Annotated in this window: 24 protein-coding genes and 2 riboswitches; of the genes, 6 read left to right on the forward strand and 18 right to left on the reverse strand. The window is 45.3% G+C overall.

Going from position 1 to position 23,401, the window contains the following annotated elements:
• Positions 1-51 precede the first annotated feature (51 nt).
• From CJU60_RS13725 to CJU60_RS13745, 5 genes are all read right to left on the reverse strand, one after another.
• A complete protein-coding gene (locus tag CJU60_RS13725; RefSeq protein ID WP_024122804.1) occupies positions 52-1,320 on the reverse strand; it encodes an MFS transporter in 1,269 nt (422 codons plus the stop codon).
• Positions 1,321-1,497: 177 nt separating this feature from the next.
• Positions 1,498-2,079, reverse strand: coding sequence for a cob(I)yrinic acid a,c-diamide adenosyltransferase (locus tag CJU60_RS13730; RefSeq protein WP_024122805.1), 582 nt, complete (start codon positions 2,077-2,079; stop codon positions 1,498-1,500).
• Between the two features lie 22 nt (positions 2,080-2,101).
• Complete coding sequence (locus CJU60_RS13735; protein WP_095714048.1) at positions 2,102-3,442, reverse strand: ABC transporter ATP-binding protein; 1,341 nt, start codon at positions 3,440-3,442, stop codon at positions 2,102-2,104.
• Positions 3,439-4,500, reverse strand: a complete 1,062-nt coding sequence (locus CJU60_RS13740; protein WP_095714049.1) for a FecCD family ABC transporter permease — start codon at positions 4,498-4,500, stop codon at positions 3,439-3,441. The genes CJU60_RS13735 and CJU60_RS13740 overlap by 4 nt, the downstream gene beginning before the upstream one ends.
• Positions 4,463-5,416 (reverse strand): ABC transporter substrate-binding protein, encoded by a 954-nt coding sequence (locus CJU60_RS13745; RefSeq protein ID WP_024122808.1) that lies wholly within the window; start codon positions 5,414-5,416, stop codon positions 4,463-4,465. The genes CJU60_RS13740 and CJU60_RS13745 overlap by 38 nt, the downstream gene beginning before the upstream one ends.
• A gap of 102 nt (positions 5,417-5,518) precedes the next feature.
• Positions 5,519-5,657: riboswitch (cobalamin riboswitch) on the reverse strand.
• A gap of 154 nt (positions 5,658-5,811) precedes the next feature.
• Here CJU60_RS13745 and CJU60_RS13750 point away from each other — a divergent pair.
• Positions 5,812-6,603 (forward strand): SDR family NAD(P)-dependent oxidoreductase, encoded by a 792-nt coding sequence (locus CJU60_RS13750; RefSeq protein WP_095714050.1) that lies wholly within the window; start codon positions 5,812-5,814, stop codon positions 6,601-6,603.
• A 35-nt stretch (positions 6,604-6,638) separates the two neighbouring features.
• On the opposite strand, the gene CJU60_RS13755 is transcribed toward CJU60_RS13750, so the two are convergent.
• From CJU60_RS13755 to sigO, 5 genes are all read right to left on the reverse strand, one after another.
• Entirely contained in the window at positions 6,639-7,517 is an 879-nt protein-coding gene (locus CJU60_RS13755; protein WP_095714051.1) for an SMP-30/gluconolactonase/LRE family protein, read from the reverse strand.
• 69 nt (positions 7,518-7,586) lie between these two features.
• A complete protein-coding gene (gene yvrG / locus CJU60_RS13760) occupies positions 7,587-9,329 on the reverse strand; it encodes a two-component system sensor histidine kinase YvrG (protein WP_095714052.1) in 1,743 nt (580 codons plus the stop codon).
• A complete protein-coding gene (gene yvrH, locus CJU60_RS13765; protein WP_024122812.1) occupies positions 9,326-10,045 on the reverse strand; it encodes a two-component system response regulator YvrH in 720 nt (239 codons plus the stop codon). The genes yvrG and yvrH overlap by 4 nt, the downstream gene beginning before the upstream one ends.
• Positions 10,046-10,197: 152 nt before the next feature.
• On the reverse strand, positions 10,198-10,434 hold the full coding sequence (rsoA, locus tag CJU60_RS13770; RefSeq protein WP_024122813.1) for a sigma-O factor regulator RsoA: 237 nt from the start codon (positions 10,432-10,434) through the stop codon (positions 10,198-10,200).
• 3 nt (positions 10,435-10,437) lie between these two features.
• On the reverse strand, positions 10,438-10,968 hold the full coding sequence (gene sigO, locus CJU60_RS13775; protein WP_095714065.1) for an RNA polymerase sigma factor SigO: 531 nt from the start codon (positions 10,966-10,968) through the stop codon (positions 10,438-10,440).
• 205 nt (positions 10,969-11,173) lie between these two features.
• Here sigO and CJU60_RS13780 point away from each other — a divergent pair, with 205 nt between their 5' ends.
• The 3 genes from CJU60_RS13780 to CJU60_RS13790 all read left to right on the forward strand — a co-directional run bounded on the left by CJU60_RS13780 (position 11,174) and on the right by CJU60_RS13790 (position 13,072).
• Positions 11,174-11,329 carry a YvrJ family protein gene (locus CJU60_RS13780; RefSeq protein WP_024122815.1) on the forward strand — a complete coding sequence of 52 codons (156 nt, stop codon included), beginning with the start codon at positions 11,174-11,176 and terminating at the stop codon, positions 11,327-11,329.
• A 119-nt stretch (positions 11,330-11,448) separates the two neighbouring features.
• Positions 11,449-12,606 carry an oxalate decarboxylase gene (oxdC, locus tag CJU60_RS13785; protein WP_010331853.1) on the forward strand — a complete coding sequence of 386 codons (1,158 nt, stop codon included), beginning with the start codon at positions 11,449-11,451 and terminating at the stop codon, positions 12,604-12,606.
• Between the two features lie 64 nt (positions 12,607-12,670).
• Positions 12,671-13,072: a YrvL family regulatory protein gene (locus tag CJU60_RS13790; protein WP_024122817.1), complete on the forward strand. Its 402-nt coding sequence runs from the start codon at positions 12,671-12,673 to the stop codon at positions 13,070-13,072.
• Between the two features lie 33 nt (positions 13,073-13,105).
• Here the strand turns inward: CJU60_RS13790 and CJU60_RS13795 are convergent, their stop codons facing one another.
• The 6 genes from CJU60_RS13795 to CJU60_RS13820 all read right to left on the reverse strand — a co-directional run bounded on the left by CJU60_RS13795 (position 13,106) and on the right by CJU60_RS13820 (position 19,232).
• The gene (locus CJU60_RS13795; RefSeq protein WP_095714053.1) at positions 13,106-14,335 is read right to left on the reverse strand and encodes an ABC transporter permease; all 1,230 of its coding nucleotides are present in this window, start codon (positions 14,333-14,335) and stop codon (positions 13,106-13,108) included.
• Positions 14,328-15,014: an ABC transporter ATP-binding protein gene (locus CJU60_RS13800; protein ID WP_024122819.1), complete on the reverse strand. Its 687-nt coding sequence runs from the start codon at positions 15,012-15,014 to the stop codon at positions 14,328-14,330. The genes CJU60_RS13795 and CJU60_RS13800 overlap by 8 nt, the downstream gene beginning before the upstream one ends.
• The gene (locus CJU60_RS13805) at positions 14,998-16,191 is read right to left on the reverse strand and encodes an efflux RND transporter periplasmic adaptor subunit (RefSeq protein WP_024122820.1); all 1,194 of its coding nucleotides are present in this window, start codon (positions 16,189-16,191) and stop codon (positions 14,998-15,000) included. Before CJU60_RS13805 ends, CJU60_RS13800 begins: the two co-directional genes overlap by 17 nt.
• Before the next feature lie 172 nt (positions 16,192-16,363).
• Positions 16,364-17,173, reverse strand: a complete 810-nt coding sequence (locus CJU60_RS13810; RefSeq protein ID WP_024122821.1) for an ABC transporter ATP-binding protein — start codon at positions 17,171-17,173, stop codon at positions 16,364-16,366.
• Between the two features lie 14 nt (positions 17,174-17,187).
• On the reverse strand, positions 17,188-18,192 hold the full coding sequence (locus tag CJU60_RS13815; protein ID WP_024122822.1) for a FecCD family ABC transporter permease: 1,005 nt from the start codon (positions 18,190-18,192) through the stop codon (positions 17,188-17,190).
• Positions 18,192-19,232, reverse strand: a complete 1,041-nt coding sequence (locus CJU60_RS13820) for a FecCD family ABC transporter permease (RefSeq protein WP_369810958.1) — start codon at positions 19,230-19,232, stop codon at positions 18,192-18,194. Before CJU60_RS13820 ends, CJU60_RS13815 begins: the two co-directional genes overlap by 1 nt.
• Before the next feature lie 213 nt (positions 19,233-19,445).
• Between CJU60_RS13820 and CJU60_RS13825 the strand changes: the two genes are divergently transcribed.
• The gene (locus CJU60_RS13825) at positions 19,446-20,393 is read left to right on the forward strand and encodes an iron-hydroxamate ABC transporter substrate-binding protein (protein ID WP_024122824.1); all 948 of its coding nucleotides are present in this window, start codon (positions 19,446-19,448) and stop codon (positions 20,391-20,393) included.
• Between the two features lie 361 nt (positions 20,394-20,754).
• Here the strand turns inward: CJU60_RS13825 and CJU60_RS13835 are convergent, their stop codons facing one another.
• Positions 20,755-22,164, reverse strand: coding sequence for an amino acid permease (locus CJU60_RS13835; protein WP_024122826.1), 1,410 nt, complete (start codon positions 22,162-22,164; stop codon positions 20,755-20,757).
• Between the two features lie 104 nt (positions 22,165-22,268).
• A riboswitch (Lysine riboswitch) is annotated at positions 22,269-22,448 on the reverse strand.
• 116 nt (positions 22,449-22,564) lie between these two features.
• Positions 22,565-22,705 (reverse strand): small acid-soluble spore protein SspJ, encoded by a 141-nt coding sequence (sspJ, locus tag CJU60_RS13840; RefSeq protein ID WP_010331863.1) that lies wholly within the window; start codon positions 22,703-22,705, stop codon positions 22,565-22,567.
• A gap of 166 nt (positions 22,706-22,871) precedes the next feature.
• Here sspJ and CJU60_RS13845 point away from each other — a divergent pair, with 166 nt between their 5' ends.
• Positions 22,872-23,354: a metal-dependent hydrolase gene (locus tag CJU60_RS13845; RefSeq protein WP_024122827.1), complete on the forward strand. Its 483-nt coding sequence runs from the start codon at positions 22,872-22,874 to the stop codon at positions 23,352-23,354.
• Positions 23,355-23,401 lie beyond the last annotated feature (47 nt).

A 23,401-nucleotide genomic window follows, 5' to 3' on the forward strand; every position in this document is an offset into this window, starting at 1 on the left:
CCCAGCGGCATAAAAAAAGCCATGCACGAGGCATGGCTTCTTCAAAAACCTTTACAGATGAACACTTGCTTCCCTTTCTTTTACCAAATCGGATTGTTCTGCTTTGGCCAGCTTTGTAAACAGAAGGATTCCGATACCCGCGATAATTTCCACAACTCCCCCGGCAGCGATCACATTTCCTGAACCAAAAGCATTTGCGGCATATCCGCAAATGACAGCGCCGGCCGGAATCGAAATATTTGAGATCATATGTATGACGGCATAAACTTGCGGCTGGTCCTCGCTATCGACAGATGTCTGTATAATCGTATACTCGGGAACATTGATCGCACTGACTGCAGCGCCAAAAGTAAAGGCGGCGAAAAAGACGAGCGGCAAAAAGGTATTCATTCCGGTAATAAAGAATGCGAACCCTTCAATAATGCCTGCCGTTACGAAAAGCAGTCCGTACTTGTTTACTTTTACTTTTGTCAGTACAAATCCCAATAAAAACGCGCCTATTGCGGTGGTGGCTTTTAATAGCGAATATACAATCGGCTGTCCGTTTAAATCCTCCGCAACATACACAGCGGAGAGCGCTTCCCAAGGGGCTGCCGCGAAATTCATAAAAATACAATAGATAGCGAGCGGATATAAGATTTGGTGTTTTCTGACAAGAACAAAACCGCGTTTCAGTCTGCCAAAATATGTACCTCTCTGTGCAACGGCCGCTGATTCCGATTTTGTTTCAACAGCAGTGTATTTGATAAAGAGAACAAGAAAACCAGAAATAAGATAAAGTACGAGAGCCATAAGCATTGTATATGAAGGACTGATAAACGTAAGGAGAGCGCCGCATAGTGTCACAGCTCCAAGCCGGACAATTTGGGCGGACGACTGCAGCACAGCATTTGCTTTTTGAATGCCCTTTTCATCTACAATTTGAGGGATTAAAGCAATGGAAGCAGGATTGTAGGCAGCGCCAGTAGCTGAATGCACAATCATAAGAGTCATAACAAACCACAGCGGAGAGAATCCGCCGAAATGGCAGATCGGAATGATTAAAACAACCGCGGCTCTTGTCAGGTCTGAAAAGTACATCCAGAATTTCAATGTATTCTGCTTCATGAAAGGACCCGTCACAGGTGCTAAAACGGCTTCCGGCAAAAAGGTGACAGCAATCAATAAAGCAGTTCCGATCGCACCTTCACCGTCAAAAATTAAAAACCATAATATCGAATTAAATGCGAACATATCGCCGGAAATCTTGACTATTCTTGAGAAAAAAAGAAAGTTAAAATTTCTCTTCCAGACGCTATCACTTTCAATGAGTCTCACCATCTATCAGAGCCCCCCCACTGCCTATTTTTTACATCAATTTGTTACAATATCTCATTTTTCCATTTTTCAGTCAATAATTCATAAGGTTCATTTTTTGTCGTAAAAAGGGAAATTGACAAAATGAAAAAAATAAAAAGCCGGCATGTACTGAAAATGCCAGCTTTCATTAATGTGTTTTTATGATCCGCTGCTGTTTCGATCGCGAAACACAATAGCGCTTCTTTCATACTCCACATCGTCAATACCGCTTCTCACGTTGACAGCCCGTGCTGCGGCAAAGAAATAGTCGGACAATCGATTGAGATAACGGAGCACCATTTCATGGATCTCTTCCGTTTTCATCAGCGCCACCACTTGGCGTTCCGCCCGCCTTGTAATGGTGCGCGCCACATGGAGAAGCGAAGCGGCCTTTGATCCGCCCGGAAGAATAAATCTCTTTAGGTCAGGTGCCTCTTCTGTATAGGCGTCGATGCGCATTTCTAAAAAGGAGACGGATTCTTCCTTCAACTTATAGTCTCTTTTTTCTGTGATGATTGCCAGATCGCCCCCGCAGTCAAAGAGCTCGTGCTGAATGTTGAGCAGCTCGGCCGTTAGATCCTCAAAGCCGCGCTTCCCGGAAAGCTCAGCCAAAGCCAGTCCGACAAAACTGTTCAGCTCATCAATCGTGCCGTAGCTTTCTACTCGGAGGCTGTCCTTGTCTGTTCTGCCTCCGATTAAACTCGTTTGCCCGTTATCGCCTGTTTTTGTATATAGTTTCATCATATCTGTCTCCTTTACAGACTTATTCAAGCAGGTCCGCAGCCTCCCGCACACATTCAGCTGTCCCAAACCGAATCAATTGATTCAGCCGTTTTTCTATGGTTTCTGAAGATATCTCTTCAGTTTGTGTCGCTGCAACGAGGATTTCTCCATGTTCATCCTGTTCACCGCCCAGCACTTTCATGCGCTCGGCTTCCGCCCCCATGACAGCCCTGACGAAGAATTGGTCTGTCGCAAAGCCGTTGATTAAAATCCATATCGAAAAGCCGGACATGACACAAATACAAACGGACAGCTCTTCGTCTTCAAACGTACGGCACACAAGCCGGTCAAGTCTGCCGGAGGAGGCCATCGCACAGGTTTCCTGCGGATAATAGCCGTTTTCAGATAAATAGGCTGTAAGCTCCTCTTTTTGTTCTGACTGGGCAGGCACCCGTTTATGGAGAAACGTCCGGTTCCAAGAAAAGCCTGAACCGACAGGAGCAGAAGACAGCGTGCGGAGCGGGATTTCCGTTTGCAAGAGGATCTCGTCGCGCCGCACTTGCAGCAAAGTTTCAAACGGAATCGCCTGCTGCTTTAGGGCGCTGTTTTCAGGCTGAATTGCAATAAGCGGTTTAGGCAATTGATGATGGATGAAAGTGCTGACTTTCGTGTTATACAACGCCTTAATGTGCTCTTCTGTGATGGCGGTTTCCGGTTTTTGCTTAGGCCCGGCTGTTCCGTTTTTTATAAAGACGATTTCATCACAGTACAGGCTAGCGGTGTTCAGATCGTGAAAAACACTGACAGCAGTCAGCCCATTTTCTCTCGTCAGGCGCTTGATAAGATCGAGCAGTTCTTTTTGATAGGCCAAATCCAGAAAATTAGTCGGTTCGTCTAAAAATAAAATGCGCGGCTGCTGCGCCAGTGCTTGAGCCAAATAAACCCGCTGCTGTTCGCCCCCGCTTAGATCACGAATCGATTTCTCAGCGAAAGCGAGTACCCCTGTTTGTTCCATCGCATTCCGAATAATGGCTTCATCCTCTTCAGTCTGCTGGCTGAACAGCCCTTTTTGAAATGGATATCTGCCGAAGGATACGGTTTCTTTGACAGTGAAGCTAAAGGCTTGTTCTGTTTTTTGCGGCAGAACCGCCATCATTTGCGCCAGTTTCTTCGGTTTATATTCAGTGAGTGGTTTGCCAGCCAGACAAACGGAGCCTTCTATTGCCGGAAGTGTTCCTGTCAGCAAGTGAAGCAGTGTTGTTTTTCCGCTCCCGTTCGGTCCGAGAATGCCAAGAAATTCTCCCTTCTTCACTGTTAAACTGATATTTTTAATCAGCCGGCTGCCTCCGTAACCTCCCGACAGCCCCTCTGCCTTGATCATAAGCTTCTCCCCCCGCGATGCTGCCGAATTAAAATCAGAGCGAAAACAGGAGCTCCCGCTAAGGCTGTAATAATGCCGATCGGCAGTTCAACCGGTTCAATCATTGTTCTCGAAAGCAGATCGGCCAAAACGAGAAATCCCGCGCCAAGCAAGGCAGACAGCGGCAATAAATGCCGGTGATCCGTTCCCCACAGCAATCTTGTGATATGCGGAATCACAAGCCCGACAAAGCCAATGGTGCCGGATACAGCCACAGCGCTGCCTGTCAGCAGTGACCCTGCAATTAAAATCAGCATTTTTCTGTGCTGGACGCTGACCCCGAGAAGCCTTGCTTTCTCCTCTCCATAGGTCATCACGTTGAGTTCTCTTCCGTTTATGATCAGGATCACGGTTCCTAAAAGAAAAAACGGGAGAAACAGGGCAACGTAGCTCCAGCCTCTCATCGAGACGCTGCCAAGCAGCCAATGCACAATCGGCAGCAAATTATCACCTGTCAGAGCAATGATGAGAGAAATAAATGCGCCCAAAAATGAATTGATGATGACACCGGTCAGAATAAGCGTAGAGACAGACATCGAAGCGTGAACGAGGCGGCTGAACGAAAGAACAGCCACAATCGTGACAAGCGCTGCAGCTACACTTACAACCGGCAGTGTAAAGCCTCCGATGACGGGGAACTGCAGTCCAAAAAATAAGGTTGAAACCGCCCCGACGGAAGCACCGGACGAAACACCGAGCGTATACGGATCAGCGAGCGGATTTTTTAAAAGTCCCTGAAAAGCAGCCCCTGCGATAGAAAGAGCCGCCCCCACAAGGGCGGCCAGCAAGACTCTCGGCAGTCTGATATTCATCATAATATTTGTATACATTGGATCATAGGAGCCGGCAGAGCCGCCAAAACCTTCATGCCAAAAGATATGAAAGATGGCGGATATCGGAATTGGCAGACTGCCGCAGGAAATGCCCAATATGATACTGGCAGCTAAAAATAAGAAACTGATGCTATAAGCAGCAAAACGATTATTCTTTAAACGTATCCGGGTAGATGCTTTCCGCAAGTTCTTCGACCCCTTCGATCAGACGCGGACCTGAACGTGTGACGAGATCAGGATCAACATCATAAACGCGATGATGTTTCACAGCATTGATTCCGCTCCAGCCATCGCGTTTTTCCACCGCATCCGCTTTTACACCGTCCGTTGTGACAATGGCGTCTGGATTCAGCTTTACGATGGCCTCGTCTGTCATTTGCACCCAGCCTTTTTGATCCGCTGCAGCGTTTTTAGCATGGATGACATTCAGCATTTCATTCATAAACGTGTCTTTTCCGGTTGTGTAAATGTCAGGATCAGGCGAAACCTCAATAAAGACGCTTTTTTCCTCGTCTTTTGAAATGGATTTCGCTTTTTCTTTAATCTCCTGCAGGTCTGATTTCATGCTGTTGACCAGTTGGCCCGCTTTTTTCTCAGCTCCGGCAGCTTCACCGATCATTTCGATTGATTTGTATACCTCTGCGAATGATTGTGCATCATTGACAGTCAGCACAGCAATGCCAGCGTCCTTCAGCTGCTTGATGGCATCTGCTGAAGCTGACATGGAAGATTCATGAGCGAGAACGAGATCAGGTTTAAGAGAAATGACTTTCTCGACGTTTACATTCATATCCCCAACCTTCTCAACCTGTTTGACTTCCTTTGGATATGTATCGTTTGTGGTGACGCCGACCACTTTGTCACCGAGTCCGAGAGCATATGTAATTTCCGTGTTGCTCGGCATTAACGAAACAATTTTTTTCGGCTCCTTTTTGATGGTAACATCCTGGTTTGACGCATCATCAATTGTGACAGGGAACGCTTCAGACGCAGCTGTCTTTTGCTTCGCATTGGAATCCTTCTCACCTGCCGCATTGCCGCAGCCTGAAATCATAATGGCGGTCAGCAGTAGCGCCGTCCATATTCCGGCTAATTTTTTCATACCCTTTCCTCCTAAATGAACTAAAAAAGCATCTCTACGATGGTAAAGACGCTGTAAACAACAAAAAAGCCTATTGTTTACACATCATCTGTCCTCGCAGACTTCGTGTTTATCAAACAGGCAGGTATCCTGGCTTTTGGCGCAAAGGCCAATTACAGTGGCGGGACCGCACCGGCTTTTACCGGTTTCCCTATTAAGCCGGCTATTTTCACGTACCGGCACCTGTTTGACATTCGTATCCTTTTTCGGAGTTATTATACTATATGGCTGACAGGCTTGTATATGCAGTATGAATGACTTTTCCGCCGCTGCATGTATGGAAGCAAAATTCTCGTAAACACTAAATTTCATCTTGTATACTAAGTAGCATGATCAATAAAAAAGGAATGATTCTTATGGACTTACAGCTTAAAGACAAGCTTGTCTTAATCACAGGCTCAACTTCCGGCATCGGGAAAGCCGCAGCGAAAAGCTTTTTGCAAGAAGGGGCAGCCGTTATAGTCAATGGCCGAAAACAAGAGACAGTCGATCGCACGGTTGAAGAGCTTTCTTCATATGGAACGGTGCATGGAGCAGCCGCTGACTTATCAAAACCGGATGAAGCAGCAGCTTTTCTTGAAAAAGTGAAGCAGATCGGTGATATAGATGTTCTTGTCAACAATCTCGGTTTCTTTGAAGTGAAGGATTTCGCCGAGGTAACGGATGAAGAATGGAATCAATATTTTGAAGTAAACGTGATGAGCGCTGTTCGGACAAGCCGTCACTTCCTTCCAAAGATGCTTGTCAAAAACAGCGGCCGCATCTTGAATATCGCAAGTGAAGCAGGCGTCAAACCGCTTCCGACTATGATTCCTTATTCAATGACCAAAACAGCGCTGATCAGCCTGTCCAGAGGAATGGCTGAAATGACGAAGGGCACAAAGGTTACGGTTAATTCAGTGCTCCCGGGACCTACTTGGACAGAAGGCGTTGCTTCCTATATGGAGGGCGCCGCAAAGGCAGCCGGCCAGGATACAGATACATTTGTGAAAGACTATTTCAAAGTGAATGAGCCGACTTCACTCATTCAAAGATACGCAACAGCCGAAGAAGTCGCGAGCACAATTGTATTCCTCGCATCTGACGCTGCATCTGCCATTAACGGCACGGCACAGCGTGTGGAAGGCGGAATTATCCGTTCACTTTAAATACAAAAACGCATCCGTTTTCGGATGCGTTTTTTTTATAACTCCCCAGCGAATGGAACCGGCTGGTATCCGCCCGTTTCAAGTTGGGCTGAAAACAATCCGCCCGCATGAGGCTGTTCATATCTTTCTGTTTCTGTCATTTGTTCAGTAGCTGTTGTGATGTAAAGGGTTCTCATGTCCTGGCCGCCGAACGCACAGCACGTGACATATTTGGCCGGAACACTTATTGAATCAATTTCTTTTTTCTGAAAAGGATCAATGTGAACCACACGGCTCCCGCCAAACAGCGCCACCCACAGCATGCCGTTTTGATCAATTGTCATGCCATCCGGCAGTCCATCCGATTTTTCAAAACGATAGACGGTTTCTGGGTTTGAGACGTTTCCGCTTTCGGGATCGTATTGATAGCACACAATCTCCTGCGTCGGCGTGTCAATGTAGTACATCAGGCTGCGTTCGCGATCCCAATCCAAACCGTTCGAGGTTGAGACTTGATCTTTCATTTTGACAAGGCTGCCATCTGTGTCCAAACGGTAAAGCGAGGCTTGTTTTTGTTCGCCTTCCATGCTCGTCGTTCCTGCCCAAAGCCTTCCGTACGGATCACATTTGGCGTCGTTAAACCGAAGGCTCTCATGCATATCCTTGGGCTGTTTGATTTTTTCAAGACTGTCATCATGAAAATGATACAGGTAAAAACCGTCTTTCATCGTCATGATCAGCTCATCCTTTGAATACTTCGCAAGCGCCGTCACAAAGGATGTAAATTTGACCGAACGATTGATTTTTTCTTTAGGATCGAAAATGTGGAGCTCGCTTCCTAAAATATCAACCCAGTATAGACGGCCGTTTTCTTCATCCCATAACGGACCTTCACCGATTACTGCCCTAGTGTCTGCTTCTAATACTGCATCCATGTGTAACACCTCTTTAGCTTCAGTCTATATATTGTTATTCCCGGCAAAGAGGTGTCCAAACCACACGCCTTATTCTTTTTTGAAAAGGATGGTAATGACGGAGCCAATATTGATCCTGCTGTTGACGTGAATCGTTCCGTTATGCAAATGCACCAGCTCTTTGGCAATCGCCAGTCCAAGCCCCGTCCCGGCAGCCGGATCTTTCGTATTGGTTCCTCTGTAATAACGGTTAAATAAATGGGTGATCGTTTCCTCATCCATTCCTTTCCCATTGTCTTTGACCTTCAATGAAATATGATTTTTTGTCTGTTCAAGAATTACCTGAATCGCTGTTCCTTTACCGTTGTGCTTCACAGCATTTCCAAGCAGATTTTCCAGAATGCGTCTGAACCAGGCTTCATCCAGCGCAAATTCAATATGCTCTTCTCTTGATACAAACGAAATATCATACCCTTCAGAAAACGGGTTTTTCTTGAAGTCCTCAATGACATTTTTAAAAAACGGAATGAGGCTCGTGAGCTTTCTCTCCATCGGCAGAGCGTCATTTTTCAGACGATACGTTAAATTTAAGTCCTCGATCAGCTTTGACATGTATTCCGATTTCTCTCTGACAACCTGTCCCATTTCCTTCACTTCATCAGGAGACCAGTCGTATTGCTTCGATTCAAGCATCATGCTGTAGCCGTAAATGCTGCTGAGGGGCGTTTTTAAATCATGAGACAAACCGGCGATCCATTCTTCCCGTGTCGCCTGGATTTTTTCTCTGTTTGTCTTATCCCGTCTCAGCGTTTCAGTCAGCTGATCCATAGATTCAAATATCTCACCGAAGAAGCGGTACGGCTGTTTGATTTTTCCCTTTTTGTTTTTACTGACAGGGCGCCCTTTACGGTTTTTCGGTTCTTCAAGCTTCCCTTTTGATAGATTGACCAGCCATTTGATTGTATGAAAAATCGGCAAGCCGAATCTGAACATATACCAGGCAGTCATCCAGAATATATAAAGAATCAGAACGCCCATAATCAGAAACATCGCTTTCAGGACAACCCTCAGAAACGATTTATTAAACTCCTGGTCAGTAATATAGACAGGGTTTGGCACCGAAGCGACCATCCACCTGTTTTGATCGAGGAATTTAACAGAAATCTCCCGTTTATAGTTCCATGGTTTAGAGCTGTATTTGAGAAGCTCCAGCTGGTTCATCGTTTTTCTTTCGCTTTTCTTGCTGTTAATGCTGTCGAGTATGTTCCCGTTTCTGTCTAACAGATACACGGCTCCTTTTTCACGCTTAATATAGTCAATTGTACTGGACTTATATTGTGACAAAGAGTCGATGGAGGGTTCACGGCTTTCAATGGAAGTCAGCAGCTGTTCGCTCTTTGATTTCCAGCCGAACAAGAGGAGGTACGACTTGTCTTCAATATTGATTGCCCAATAATTCAGCTTATAGTTATCAAGCTTCTTGCTTTTATAAATAGACAAAAGCTCCTTCTTGGTGTAGGTGCCGGGCACGTCTTTCGGCACGCTGTAGGAATAATCCGTTTTTCCATTAGAATCAATGATTTGCATCCAGCCGTGCTGTTTATCAACAGATTTCTTCAGAAAATCGTCCACTTCCCATGACCCGTCTTCGTTTACATCGAGATACGCCTCAAGCGTGTCAGTCGTTGCCTTTGTCAGCCCTGAATTGGATTCCGCATCGCTGAATCGCGCGTCTAAATAGAAAAAGGAAGCCACAAGCATGATCGAAAGAAGAAGGATAACAATCAGCATCTGCCCGAAAAAGTGAAACAGAAACTTCCACCTTAACCTCATGGGCGCTTTCCGTTTCCTTCTGGACTCGGGATAAAACGGTATCCGAGACCGCGAACGGTTACGATATATTCCGGATTGCTCGGGTCACGCTCAATTTTTTCCCGGAGCTTACGGATATGAACCATGACGGTATTGTTATCTCCATACGAAGGATAGCCCCATACTTTTTCATAAATTTGATCTTTAGAAAGCACCACATTGGGATGTTCGCAAAAATACTGAAGCAGCTGCAAAAGCTGAGCCGAACAGGCTACAGTTTCCCCGCCCACAATCAGCTCGGCATTTTGCGGAGAAAATGTAAAGTAATCATATGTATAGGTTTTGTTTGATTCAGCTGCATTCGACTGATACGTACGCTTTAAATGCGCTCTGATCCGCGCGGCTAATTCCAGCGGATTAAATGGTTTTGTAATATAATCATCAGCTCCGACCGCAAAACCCGATAATTTGTCAGCGTCCGATGATCTCGCCGTCAGGAAAAAAATCGGGGCGTCTGAATACTCCCTGATTAATGTGCACGCCTCAAAACCGGTCATTCCGCCCATCATGACATCCAATACGATTAAATCAACCTTATTTGTCTTGACAACCGGAATGGCTTCCTCTGCACTTGCCGCATCCAGTATATGTCGATAACCTTCTTTTTCGAGAACGCGTTTGATCATATCCACAATCGCTTTCTCATCGTCTACGATTAAAATTGACGCATTTTCCACTTTTATGTTCCTTTCTGTCACTGTTTTTTTTCATCTTATCATTATATCGTTTCTTTTTGGTACATTTTTGAATAGGAGGGCTCTTGACGGGGGTGAACAGCAGGAAACGGGAACCTGCAAAATGTTCCCGTTTTTCTTAGAATGAGGTATCGTTATGAGTTCTCGTCTACCATATACAGAATAAACTCCCAAAATCCCGGAACATCCTGACACAGAAGCATATCAGCCTTTTCAAACATTTTGATTTTCAGCTCCTGCTCCAAATCTTCTCTCTCTTGATAGGACGTATTGCTGAGTTTTTTTCTGATCATCGGTGAAAAGCATGCAATCAGATGCTCAATGTCGTACATTTCATCTTTATTCCTATTATGTTCAAACTGGCCGCTCACAGTTTACTTTTCCCCCTTTTTTTGCGCCGCTAGCTGCTTTCTAATATTTTCTAATCCCTTTTTATGAATATTAGAGATATTTTGCCGGGACTCACCTAATGAATCAGCGATTTCCTGCATCGTGGCACCGTGAAGATAGACTTTTGTCAGCACGCTTTTTTGTTTGTCAGTCAGATTCTGAATCGCTTGATAAAGCTGATAATCCTGGACATGCTGGCTCAAATCATCCTGCAGGTCTAAAAATTCCTCAAACGCGTCACTTTCCGCTTCGGCAGGAAGTCGTTCTCCTGCTTCCGGATGATCAACCGTCAGCGGATACCGTTTTTGATTTTTGCGAACCCGCTTATCAAAATCGATGGAAAAAATCCGAATCATTGAATTCATATACTTGACGATGCGAATCTCCTTATAAAATTGCTTGAATTGCTCGTCCAACGATTTTGCATCCTTTTCATTCGGGTTTTCCATTACATTTTTGAACAAACGGTAATGCTGAGGGTTGCTCAAAAAATGTTTCACGATGGGATGCTTCATAATCTCCTTACATTTCGATCGCAACAGACCTTGATAGTCCATCAAACCGCCTCCCTACTAAATTAAATGAAGGAAAGCAAAAAAAAGTAAACTACTACTTTCAGACTAGCGTTTGCTGAAGCAAACCTTCCAGTCATGGTTTACGATTTCTTGGATTCCCTTCACTTACTTACATGACTGCACAAAAAGGAGGGAGGTGTTTTTCATGGATCAGGTTTTTATAGAGGAAGTCGTCAAGCAGATCAGCAATCTCGGGTTCCCGGCACTGATCGCGATGTACCTGCTGACCCGTTTCGAGAAAAAATTCGATCAGCTCATTGAACTGATGACAGAGCTGAAAGATCAGAAAGCGAAACATTAATTTTGTATCGAAGTTGACTTTTCATCGGTTTTTTTCACTTAACAAGACAGAAGGGAAAACGAAAGGCCTTTCACATTCTCTTTCTGCGCCACAATTATTTTTAAGGAGGAGACAGGAAAATGAAAAAACAAAACGATATTCCGCAGCCAATCAGAGGAGATAAGGGAGCGACAGTGAAAATCCCGCGTAATATTGAAAGGGACCGGCAGAATCCCGATATGCTCGTACCGCCGGAAACCGATCATGGCACCGTTGAAAATATGAAGTTTTCTTTCTCAGATACTCATAACCGTTTGGAAAAAGGCGGGTACGCCCGTGAAGTTACCGTACGTGAGCTGCCGATTTCAGAAAACCTGGCTTCTGTTAATATGCGGCTGAAGCCAGGCGCCATTCGAGAGCTTCATTGGCATAAGGAAGCAGAGTGGGCTTATATGATCTACGGGAAAGCACGCGTCACGATTGTGGATGAAAAGGGCCGCAGCTTTATTGATGATGTAGGCGAAGGAGATTTATGGTACTTCCCGTCAGGCCTGCCGCACTCGATTCAAGCGCTTGAAGAAGGGGCAGAGTTCCTGCTCGTGTTTGACGACGGGTCATTCTCTGAAAACAGCACGTTCCAGCTGACAGACTGGCTTGCCCACACCCCTAAAGAAGTGATTGCCGCTAATTTTGGCGTAACAGAAGAAGAAATCGCCAATTTGCCAGGCAAAGAAAAATATATATTTGAAAAACCTGTGCCCGGCTGTTTAAAAGATGACATTGTGGAAGGGCCGTACGGCGAAGTGCCTTATCCGTTTACGTACCGCCTTCTTGAACAGGAGCCGATTGCATCAGAAGGAGGAAAGGTGTACATTGCGGATTCGACAAACTTTACAGTGTCTAAAACCATTGCATCTGCGCTTGTAACCGTGGAACCAGGCGCCATGAGAGAGCTTCACTGGCATCCGAATACGCATGAATGGCAATATTACATCTCCGGTAAAGCGAGAATGACTGTTTTTGCTGCTGACGGCCATGCGAGAACCTTTAACTATCAAGCCGGTGATGTCGGTTATGTTCCATTTGCGATGGGCCACTACGTAGAAAACCTCGGCGATGAACCGCTCGTCTTTTTAGAAATCTTTAAAGATGACCATTATGCCGATGTGTCTTTAAACCAATGGCTCGCAATGCTTCCTGAAACCTTCGTCCAAGAACACCTTGACTTAGGCAAAGAGTTTACGGATGTCCTTTCAAAAGAAAAGCATCCGGTTGTGAAAAAGAAAAGCAGTAAATAAAAAACTGGCAGCTTGCAGAGAGCGCTCGTTCTCTCTCTGCAAGCGCTGATAAGGAGCTGAACCAGTGATACATCAAAAGTATTTATTACGGCAGGCCGTACAGTATGTGCTGGCAGCGGCGGCTGTGTTATTTTGCTATTTTACAATCATTCTCTGTGTCTTTTCTTTGGCGGGAACGAGCTACCGATCAGCTGCTCATGTCCTGCTTTTTGCTGTGTTATTTCTTGTGCTCGGACTATGCTTTGAACCTTTTGAACGGCTGATGATACATAGTTTTACGTTTTTTAAGACTGGAAAACGAGCTTTTATCCTTATGGCCGGCACCGTCCAGCTGCTGTTTTTATGGATGACCGCTTATACGGCAGATCAAATGATTCATAACATTTGGCTGTCAACCACAGAAGAAATGATCCTCGCAGCCGTTTTTCTTATTTTGGATAAATGCAATTCAGCACTGCCCAGCTAAAAAAAGAACGCCATCCGATTGGATGCGTTCTTTTTATTCATATCGAAGTGCGTCAACAGGCTGAAGCTTCGATGCCTTAATGGACGGCAGCAAGCCGAAAATAATGCCGACTGCCATTGAGAAAATGAGTGCTCCGATAACTGCCGGAACGGAGATGATAAAAGGCATCGGAAAGATCACCGTGATAAGTTTAGCGATGCCAAAGCCCGCCAGCACACCGAGAATTCCGCCAATACTTGTCAGCACGACGGCCTCTGTTAAAAATTGAAATAAAATCACGCGCCGCTTGGCACCGAGCGCCTTCTTAATTCCGATTTCCCGCGTTCGCTCCGTCACTGAAACAAGCATAATGTTCATGACACCGATGCCTCCGACCAAAAGTGAGATGCTTGCAATTCCGCCAAGCAGCAGAGCAAATGACTGGTTAAATGACTCCACTTCCTGAGCGACCTCCTGAAGATCCATCACGCTGTACTCCGCTTTTTCCAAATCAGCATCTGAAAGTCCTTGATTTAGAAGGTCCGCGGCCATTACACCGGCTTCTTGGATATGCTCAGAAGAGTCTGCCTGCACCGCAATCTGTGTCGGCGCGTCAAATCCTTCAATAAGCGGCCACACTTTTTTCGGCACATATAAAACCGGATTCGCATATTCGCCATCAAACATGCTTTCTTCCTGTTTCTTTTCATGAAAAACACCGGCAACCCGGAACGGCACACCATTCATCTCAATGTTTTTGTGCAGAGCGTCACCGTCAGGAAACAGCTCATCTCTTGCGGCCTCATTGATCATAACCACTTGGTGTGTGCTGTTTAATTCTTTTTCCGCCAGCTTTCTCCCCTCAGTGATGCTGATCGGGAACATATCGAAATAATCAGCATCCACTCCGTACACTTGAGGATAAGAAACGTTCGTTAAGTGAAAAACGGTGGCGCCTTCGGACAAGTAATATAAAGATAATCCTTTTACAACCGGGTCTGATTTTATTGCCTTAATGGTTTCTTCAGATACAGGGGGTGCGGACGTATAAGAAACCTCCTGGTAACCGCCTTCCTCCTCCCCGCCTGTTGGCTGGTACACAACATTAATCGCGTTATTTCCCATGCCGATCATGCTTTGCTTTAATTGCTCGCTTTGGCCTTTCAGCATAGAGACGATCGCAATGATCGCCGCTATACCGATAATGACACCAAGCATCGTAAGAATCGACCTCAGCTTATGTGAAAAAATAGATTGAAAGGAGATCCGAATATGTTCAAGCATGGCTAATCCCTCTCTCGTCTAACACTAATTCTCCGTCTCTGATAAACACGGTTCTGTCGGCTTTTCTGGCGACGTCCGGGTCATGGGTAATCATAATGATCGTTGTGCCTTCCTGATGCAATTGTGAAAACAGCGACAAAATTTGTTCACTTGATTTTGTATCAAGCGCCCCGGTCGGTTCATCTGCCAGAATAAACCGAGGCTGATTGACAAGGGCTCTGGCAATCGCCACCCGCTGCTTTTGTCCGCCGGACAGCTTTGGCGGCTTGTAAGAGATCCTATCTTTCAAACCAACCTTTTCAAGAGCTTCATAGGCTCTTTGCCTTCTTTCTTTTTTCTTTACCTTATTGTAAATCATCGGCAGCTCGACATTTTGCAGTGCGGTAAGGCGCGGCAGCAAATGAAAGGTTTGAAACACAAACCCGATCGATTCGTTGCGAATGTCAGCCAAAGCACCGTCTTTCCCTTTTAATACATCCATCTGGTCCAGCATATAGGTTCCGGAGGTCGGCCTGTCCAAACAGCCTATAATATTCATTAACGTAGACTTCCCTGAACCGGACGGCCCCATAATGGCCAGAAATTCACCAGCTTTGACGGTGAGATTAATATGCTTTAAGATCGGCACCTCTTCTTTGCCCAGCTTGTACGATTTAGAAATATTATTCAGTGTCAGCATTGACTGTAACCTGCTTTCCTTCCTTGACCGCGGGATCAGGATAGATCACATAATCTTCCGGCGTCAGGCCGCTTTTGATTTCGACCATGTCACTTTCGTCTGTCTCCCCGATTTCAACAGGCTGTTTAACCGCTTTCTGCTCCTCATCCGTCTTCCAAACGTATGGTTCGCCATCATCCTGGATAATCATGTCGGACGGCAGCTTAATGGTATTCGCATCTGCTTCGTCACTCATGACTTCAATATTGACATGATAGCCGACTTCAAGGCCCTTATGGCTGTCCAATAAAACAGTGAAAGGATAGTTAGAGGATTGGGGATTCATTTCCTCTTCAGCATAACTTTCTGACTCTTCCCCCTCGCCTGTTCCAGCAGGAAGCTTGCCGATTGAAGTAATCTTGCCTTTCCACTCGCCTTCACCGCCTGTTTTCAGCGTAACTCTGACTTTGCTGCCTTTTTTAATCGTGTCCATTAACAGCTCGTTGATTTGGCTTTTCACAAGGTATTTGCCCGTTGAAACGATTTGGATATACGGGCCTGCTGCCTGATCACCCGTTGCGCCGTCCGCAATATCCTGATTGACGCTTTGAACGATACCGTCATGCTTGCTTGTGATCACATTTGAACCTTTGTTTTTCGTAAGTGCAGCCAGTTCTTTTTGGTGCTGCTTCAGTTCAAGCTGGCTTGTCTTTAAATCAAAATTGGCCTGGTCAAGCTCGTCTTGAAGCTGTGCTTTCTCGTCTTTTCCGGCTGTCTTTAGCTTCTTCTCAGTTTCTGCTATTGATTTTTGCAAGCGGCTGATTTGAAGGTTTGTCATTTCGGTTTGTAAATTGCTTTGCTCAATTTCGTCAGAATGATCCTCGCCCTCGTACTCGAAAAGCTTATCGCCTTTTTTAACCTTATCGCCTTCTTTGACGTACGTTTTTTTAATGCTTCCTTTCTCTGAATCTATGTATACTTTTTGCTGTTTCTCTGGCTCAACTTTTCCCGAAAACGATTGGGCAGATTCAGATTCACCGCCCATATACACTGCGACCGATTCAGCATAAGGCTCCGATGATACGGCAACTTGGTTCATGTGAGTAAAAAAGTAAAAACCGCCGGCACCGATCCCCGCCAGTACGAGCACACCGGCACATATCGAACCGGCAATAAGCCATTTTTTCTTCTTGGACACAATGATCTCCTCTTTCTGTAATCTTCGTAATATTTCCGAAACATTCTAACCAATATTATCTATTAATTCAAATAGACTTTCAATCTTTTTCTTCAAAATCTGGAATTAGCAAGAAAAATTATATTTTTGTGGTTAAAAATAAAAAAATCCCGGCGTCATACCGGGATTTTTCTTACACAGAAACAAGCTGTTTTTCAGTTTTAATCAGGTCGTAGGTTAAGCATACTGGTTTATTTGTACGAGGATCAGTGACGATTTCGGCATCAATCTGGAATACCCGCTTCAAAATATCCGGCGTCATGACCTCCAGTGCGGTCCCTTCCTTGATGACCGTGCCTTTTTTGAGCGCAATCATATAATGGGAAAAACGGGCCGCGTGATTCAGATCATGAATCACCATTAAAATCGTCCGTCCTTGCTCCTTGTTCAGTCTGTCAAGCAGCTGCAGGATTTCGAGCTGATGTGCGAGATCGAGATATGTTGTAGGCTCGTCAAGCAAAAGCAGCTCTGTCCCTTGTGCAAGCGCCATCGCAATCCACACGCGCTGACGCTGTCCGCCTGACAATGCCTCAATCGGACGCTCATGGTATTCCGCCATGCCGGTTTCTTCGAGTGCCCATTTGATGATGCGGCGGTCTTCATCATTTAATCTGCCGAAGCCTGATTGATGCGGAAATCTGCCGTACGACACCAATTCGTACACCGTTAAACCGCTCGGAGCCTCAGGCGTCTGCGGCAGAATGGCCATATCCTTCGCAATGTCCTTAGTAGACATTTTATGAATCGCATTGCCGTTTAAGTAAACGGCACCTTGATGTGAGCGCATAATTCTGGACATCGTTTTTAATATCGTTGACTTTCCGCAGCCATTCGGCCCAATTAAGGTTGTTATTTTTCCTTTAGGAATGGATATATTTAAATCTTCTACAATCAGCCTGTCGCCATAACCGATCCCAAGCTGTTCCGTTGATAATGAATTCAAGTTCGGTCCCCTCCTCAATTCGATTTCATCAATAAATAAATAAAGTAAGGCGCACCTAAAACGGAGATGACAAGTCCGACCGGAATTTCTGACGGTGCCAATACATTTCTCGCCAGCGTATCAGCCAGAAGAAACAGAAACGCGCCGATAAAGGCGGAAACCGGTATAAGCGTCTGGTGGCGGGGACCGGTAAGCCTCCTTGCCACATGCGGTGCGATTAATCCGAGGAACGCGATGCCTCCTGCAGCTGCCACACAGGATGCGGCAAGAGCGACCGCTGCCAGAAGGAGAATCCGTCTTTCCTTTTCAACAGCAGTGCCAAGTCCGGTCGCTAATTGGTCTCCCAGCTGTAAAATGTTCAGATAGCGTGCTTTATATAAAGTAAAAGGAAGCAAAATCACAATCCAGGGGAGTACCGCCCAGATCATGTTCCAATTGGCCCCCCATATCGAGCCTGATATCCAAACTGCAGCCTGCATAAAGTCATGCGGGTCCATTTTGAGCTGAAAAATAAGCAAAAGGGCATTAAATCCGGCATTTACACCGATTCCGACTAGGATCAGCCGAATCGGAGTCACACCTTTTTTCCAAGCCAGAAGATAAATGAGAAACGCGGCGAGGAACGCGCCTGCCAGAGCGCTGAACGGCAGCATAAACGTCCCTAAAAAGCCGAGATCTGATGCTGACCCTTGAAAAAAGTAAATAAAGAGCACAACAGCAAGCGAACCCCCGGCGTTAATCCCGAGAATACCCGGTTCAGCCAAATCATTTTGAGACACGCTTTGCAAAATGGCTCCGGCAACAGCAATACCCGCCCCGACAAGCAGCGACAACATTATTCGCGGCAGCCTGAACTCAAATAAGACAAGCTCATCCCGCGCCGTTCCTTGGCCGAAAAAGACCTTGAGCGTTTGCAATGGGGCAATTTTAATGACACCCAGATTCAGACTGATAAAAAAGACAAACATGATCAGCAGAAAAGTCACTGCTATCACAACAAGAGGTTTTTTCGTTTTCATTACAGCCCTCTCCTTTCACGACGTGCCAAATAAAAGAAAAAGGGAACACCGATGAGAGAGGTCAGCGCGCCGACAGGCGTTTCAAACGGCGCGTTCACGAGTCTGGCCGCAATGTCAGCAAAAACAAGCAAAACAGCGCCAAGCACCGCCGAGCAAGGAATAATCCACCGATAATCAACCCCTACCAAAAACCTTGTGATATGAGGAATAATCAGTCCGATAAACGCGATAGTGCCGGCAATGGAAACAGCAGCTCCCGTCAACACCACAACGACAAGCATGCCAACCAGTTTCACCGCTGATGTATATTGCCCAAGCCCCTTCGCCAGATCGTCACCGAGGCTTAACACCGTCACAGACCGGGCAATGATAAACGCAAACGTCAAACCGACAGCTCCTGCAATAACCAGCAGCTGAACGCCTGACCATTTCACACCCGCTACCCCGCCTGCGTACCAAAAGCTGACATCCTGTGCTACATCAAAACGGAGCGCAATTGCGGTTGAAATGCCCGTAAAGAAATAACTGACGGCCGTTCCGGCAAGAGCAAGCTTTACAGGCGTGAGACCGCCCCTGGAAAACATGCCGATGCCCAATACCGTCGATGCCCCCAGTCCGGCGCCCGCAAAGGACCACAGCACAAGCCCGAAGGCAGAAAGTCCTGGAAAAAAAGCAAACGCAATCGAAATAGCAAAAGCAGAGCCCGATGTTATCCCCATAATAGAAGGCTCCGCCAATGGGTTTCTCGTCATGCCCTGCATGATCGCCCCAGACACGGCTAACAATGCGCCGACAAGCGCGGCAGCAGCCGTTCTTGGCAGCCGAAGATCGTGTATAATTTGGTGTGAGGTTTCATTTGGCTGGAAATGAAAGATGGCGTCCCACACAGTCCGTAAATGGATATCCGCAGCACCGAGAGAAATGGACAGCATCGCGCCGAAGCATAATAAACATACCCCCGCAACAAGCACAATGACCGCACCAAACGACCGGGATGTCCATTGAATTTCTTCATCTGATATCATCTGTTTATTTTTCATGTGACTCAACAGCCGTACTTCCTTTCGATAATGATAATGATTATCAATTGCTGTTTCAGTATATCACTTTTTTCTGCTGATTTAATAGAGCGTTTTGATAAAAATGAGAATATGAATGCAAAAATATCGTGTCAACTGGCACTTGTGATGATATAATCACAGGTGATAATGATTCTCTTTATCATCTATTTATTTGGAAAGAAGGTATGAGATATGACCCATACATACAAGAAGCTTGGTGCCGCTTTTTTTGCTCTTTTATTGATTGCAGCGCTGGCAGCCTGCGGAAATCACTCAGAAAGCAAAGGCTCTTCCTCTGATTCAAAAGACGAAGAAACCGTTACATACAAGGCTGAAAACGGAAATGTAAAAATTCCCAAACATCCTAAACGGGTGGTTGTCATGGCTGACGGCTACTACGGAGACTTCAAAACACTGGGCATCAACGTCGTCGGTGCACCTGAAAATGTATTTAAAAACCCTTACTACAAAGGTAAAACCGATGGTGTCACAAATATCGGAGACGGCACTTCTGTTGAAAAAGTGATTGATTTAAAGCCTGACCTGATCATCGTTTGGACTACACAAGGCGCCGATATTAAAAAGCTCGAAAAAATCGCGCCGACTGTTGCGGTGAAATACGATAAACTCGATAACATCGAACAGTTTAAAGAATTCGCAAAAATGACAGGAACGGAAGATAAAGCGGAGAAGTGGCTTGCCGAGTGGGACAAAAAAGTCGCGGCAGCCAAAACAAAAATTCAAAAAGTCATTGGTGACAAAACAGTTTCTATTATGCAAACAAACGGCAAAGACATTTATGTATTCGGTAAAGATTTCGGAAGAGGCGGAAGCATCGTCTACAAAGATCTTGGTTTACAGGCCACAAAGCTGACAAAGGAAAAAGCGATTGACCAAGGCCCAGGGTATACCAGCATTTCTTTAGAAAAGCTCCCTGACTTCGCCGGAGATTACATTTTCGCGGGTCCATGGCAATCAGGCGGAGACGATGGCGGCGTATTTGACAGTTCCATTTGGAAAAACCTCGATGCTGTCAAAAATGATCATGTCTATAAAATTGACCCGATCGGCTTCTATTTCTCAGACCCGATTTCACTAGAAGGACAGCTGAAGTTTATCACGAAAAGCTTAACAAAATAAACAAAGAGCCGCACTGATCTGCGGCTCTTTTCTATATTGCAAAGAATCCGACAGGACGGAGCAACTCATATTGAACCACATCGCATATTTTCTTTCTCAATTCATATTAAGCTGCATCATCATCGCCGTAAGTTTTTTCAACGGTCTTTATATCGGAAAGCCTTTTTCTCATGTGCTTCTCGTTTTTATTTAAGTGCTGGCTTTGTTTCATTTTCTGAAGAAACGGAAAAAGCGTTTTTTGCATATTCGAATGTCCTATCACTGACAGCGTTCCTGTCCGCTATTTTGTGTATGGGACTTATAACAGGAGAAATACGTTTTTATAAAAAAGACACCTGACTGCATTGTCAGGTGTCTTTTTTTATGCTTGTTTTTCTTTAGAGAATTTCTTTATCACAAACGGATAAATTGCCAGACCGACAAAGAACAAACCGATACCGAGAATAAATGTCGTTAAATCCGCTGTGCCTGTTACGATAACAAACAATGAGTATACACACGCTAAAATCGCGATCAATCCGTCTTTTACCCGGGAACCTTTCAGCTGATCATACGTTTCGCCTTTTATAACAAGCTTCAGGCTGTAAATCGCAGACACTAAATACGGAATTAAATACGCAAGGGTTGCCGCTGTCGTTAAAAACGTAAATGCGTCACTTATTGTCCGGGAAATAACAGAGAATATGAAGACCTGTGACATCACATTTGTAATGATCAAAGAAATAACCGGGCTTCCTTTTTTATTTGTTTTCGCAAAGACCGCCGGAAAATCTCCTGCTTTAGCAGCTTGGTACGGAACCTCAGAGCCAAGCAAAATCCAGCCGAGCATCGTTCCGAATAAGCAAAGAATCGCCAGTAGCGCCATAATCACGCTTCCTGCGTTTCCAACAATCGCATACAGCACATCAACGAACGGTTTTTCAGATCCGACAAGCTTATCGTGCGGCAGAACCCCCATTGTGATCAATGTGACAATAATGTAAATGCTTAACGCGATCAACAAACCTGTGATGGTCGCACGTTTCACATCACGCTGAGTACGCGCGCGTCCAGACAAGATCACTGCTGATTCAATTCCCACAAACGCCCATAGAGTAGAAATGGCGGCGTTGTGAACCTGTCCGCCGATGCCAATGCTTGTGCCGTTCTCACCTTGAATCGGAAAATAAAAATGATCGAATAATGTCGTTTGAAACACAAACAATCCGGCAATGATAAAGAAAACAAAACCTAATACTTTTGAAAACGTTGTGATAAAGTTTAATTTACTAGCACCGTTAATGCTTGCAACAAGAATCGTGTGCGTTCCCCAGAGCAAAATCGTACATACAGCAAACGTCAGCAATTGGCCGAGTGTTACCTCTTGGCTGCCGACAGCAAACAGTACACGTTTATCAACTAAAATTGGGAAAAACGAAGTCAAGTAACCGGCTAGACTTGTGATAATCGCCACGTTACTGATCCAGCTGGCCACCCAGTAGCCCCACACCATTGTGAATCCGGCAGCGTTCCCTTTTTTTGGATCAGAAAACAGCGCTCTCGCATAACTTTGCGGCCCCGCTGTCAGCTCAGGCTTGCGAATAGACAAGTGCCCGAAGACAAGCGCAATCATCAACACGCCCGCACCTGTCAAAAGCCAGGCGGACGTAGCGCCAAGCGGACTTGCAATCGAAGCAAGCGAACTTGGCAGGGAGAAAATCCCCGATCCAACCATATTTCCAACGACAAACGCCGTTAATAACCAAAAACCCCATTTTTTTGTCTGTTCCATTCCAGTACCTCCAATGATTCTTTGTACGGACCAGAACCCGAGATCATGTAAACACAAAAAAAGCCTGAACAAAAGTCCATGCTTAAAGAAACACACACCCTTGATCTCCGGATAGCCCTCCGCGAAAAAGCACGCGGCAGTCCTGCACTTATTCAGATACAGTCCCAGCATAGAGAAGGATCGGCTTTCTCCACACTTCGGCGCTGATGCCTTTTACACATGTTTAACAGCTCCTGTCAGCCTGGCATGTGTGACTCATCATCCGCGCAACCTCTACCTCACTGAGAACGAGTGAGGATTTATTTATTCAGTTACTCCCAGAAGGTTATCAAAGAAAGAATGATCTGTCAAAGGGAACAGATGGAAAATGCGGATAGAGCCAAGCCCTATCCGCATGCGGTTAGCGATTATTTTTCTTTTTTTGTACAGCTTCTTGAAGCGGATCATCTTTAAGAGCTGAACCGGCATCTTCAAGAGCTCCTTGGATTACGTTTTTTTCTTTTTCAGAACGTTTACCTTTATCTTTATTAAAGAAAGCCATTCGTATCACCTCTTTTAGAAAATAGGTACATCTTTAAGATGCCTTTTTCTCAGGAAATTATGCGGCTCATTTTTTTATCGGCCAAAGTTCTGTTGCTCAAACATACATTCTCTTGATATATTTGTAATTCAGAGATTTTTGCAAAAGATAAAGGAGAAGCGGGGAAATGACAGGAAAAACACACATCATGGGAGGCATCGCTTCTTGTACCGCAGCGGCTTATTATTATGGATTTGACCCAGTACTCATGGCGGCGTCCGGCGCGGTTGGCGCATTAATTCCCGACATCTGCCACACGCAAAGTAAAATCGGAAGAAGATTTCCTATCTTATCGAAAATTGTCAGTTCCGTATTTGGCCACCGCACCTTTACACACAGCCTGCTGTTTCTGCTCATCATGTTTTTTATCACAGCCACATATATTCCAGATAAAAACATATCAGCAGGGCTGATGATCGGAATGGCAAGCCACTTGGTTCTGGATGCCTGGACAGTGAATGGCATCAAATTGTTATTCCCTTCAACCATTCGCATACGGCTGCCGTTGTATATGAAGACAGGCAGTTTTTCCGAACAGCTTGTGTTGGCCGGTCTGACAATAGCGTCATGCTATTATTTTTATATGCTGTTCCATGGGCGTATGTTTTAAACACGAGTGCTGAAGCTTGTCTAAGAAGACTGTTTTTAGTAGGTTTT

Source organism: Bacillus sp. 7705b, from assembly GCF_002289525.1.
Classification (GTDB): Bacteria; Bacillota; Bacilli; order Bacillales; family Bacillaceae; genus Bacillus; species Bacillus halotolerans.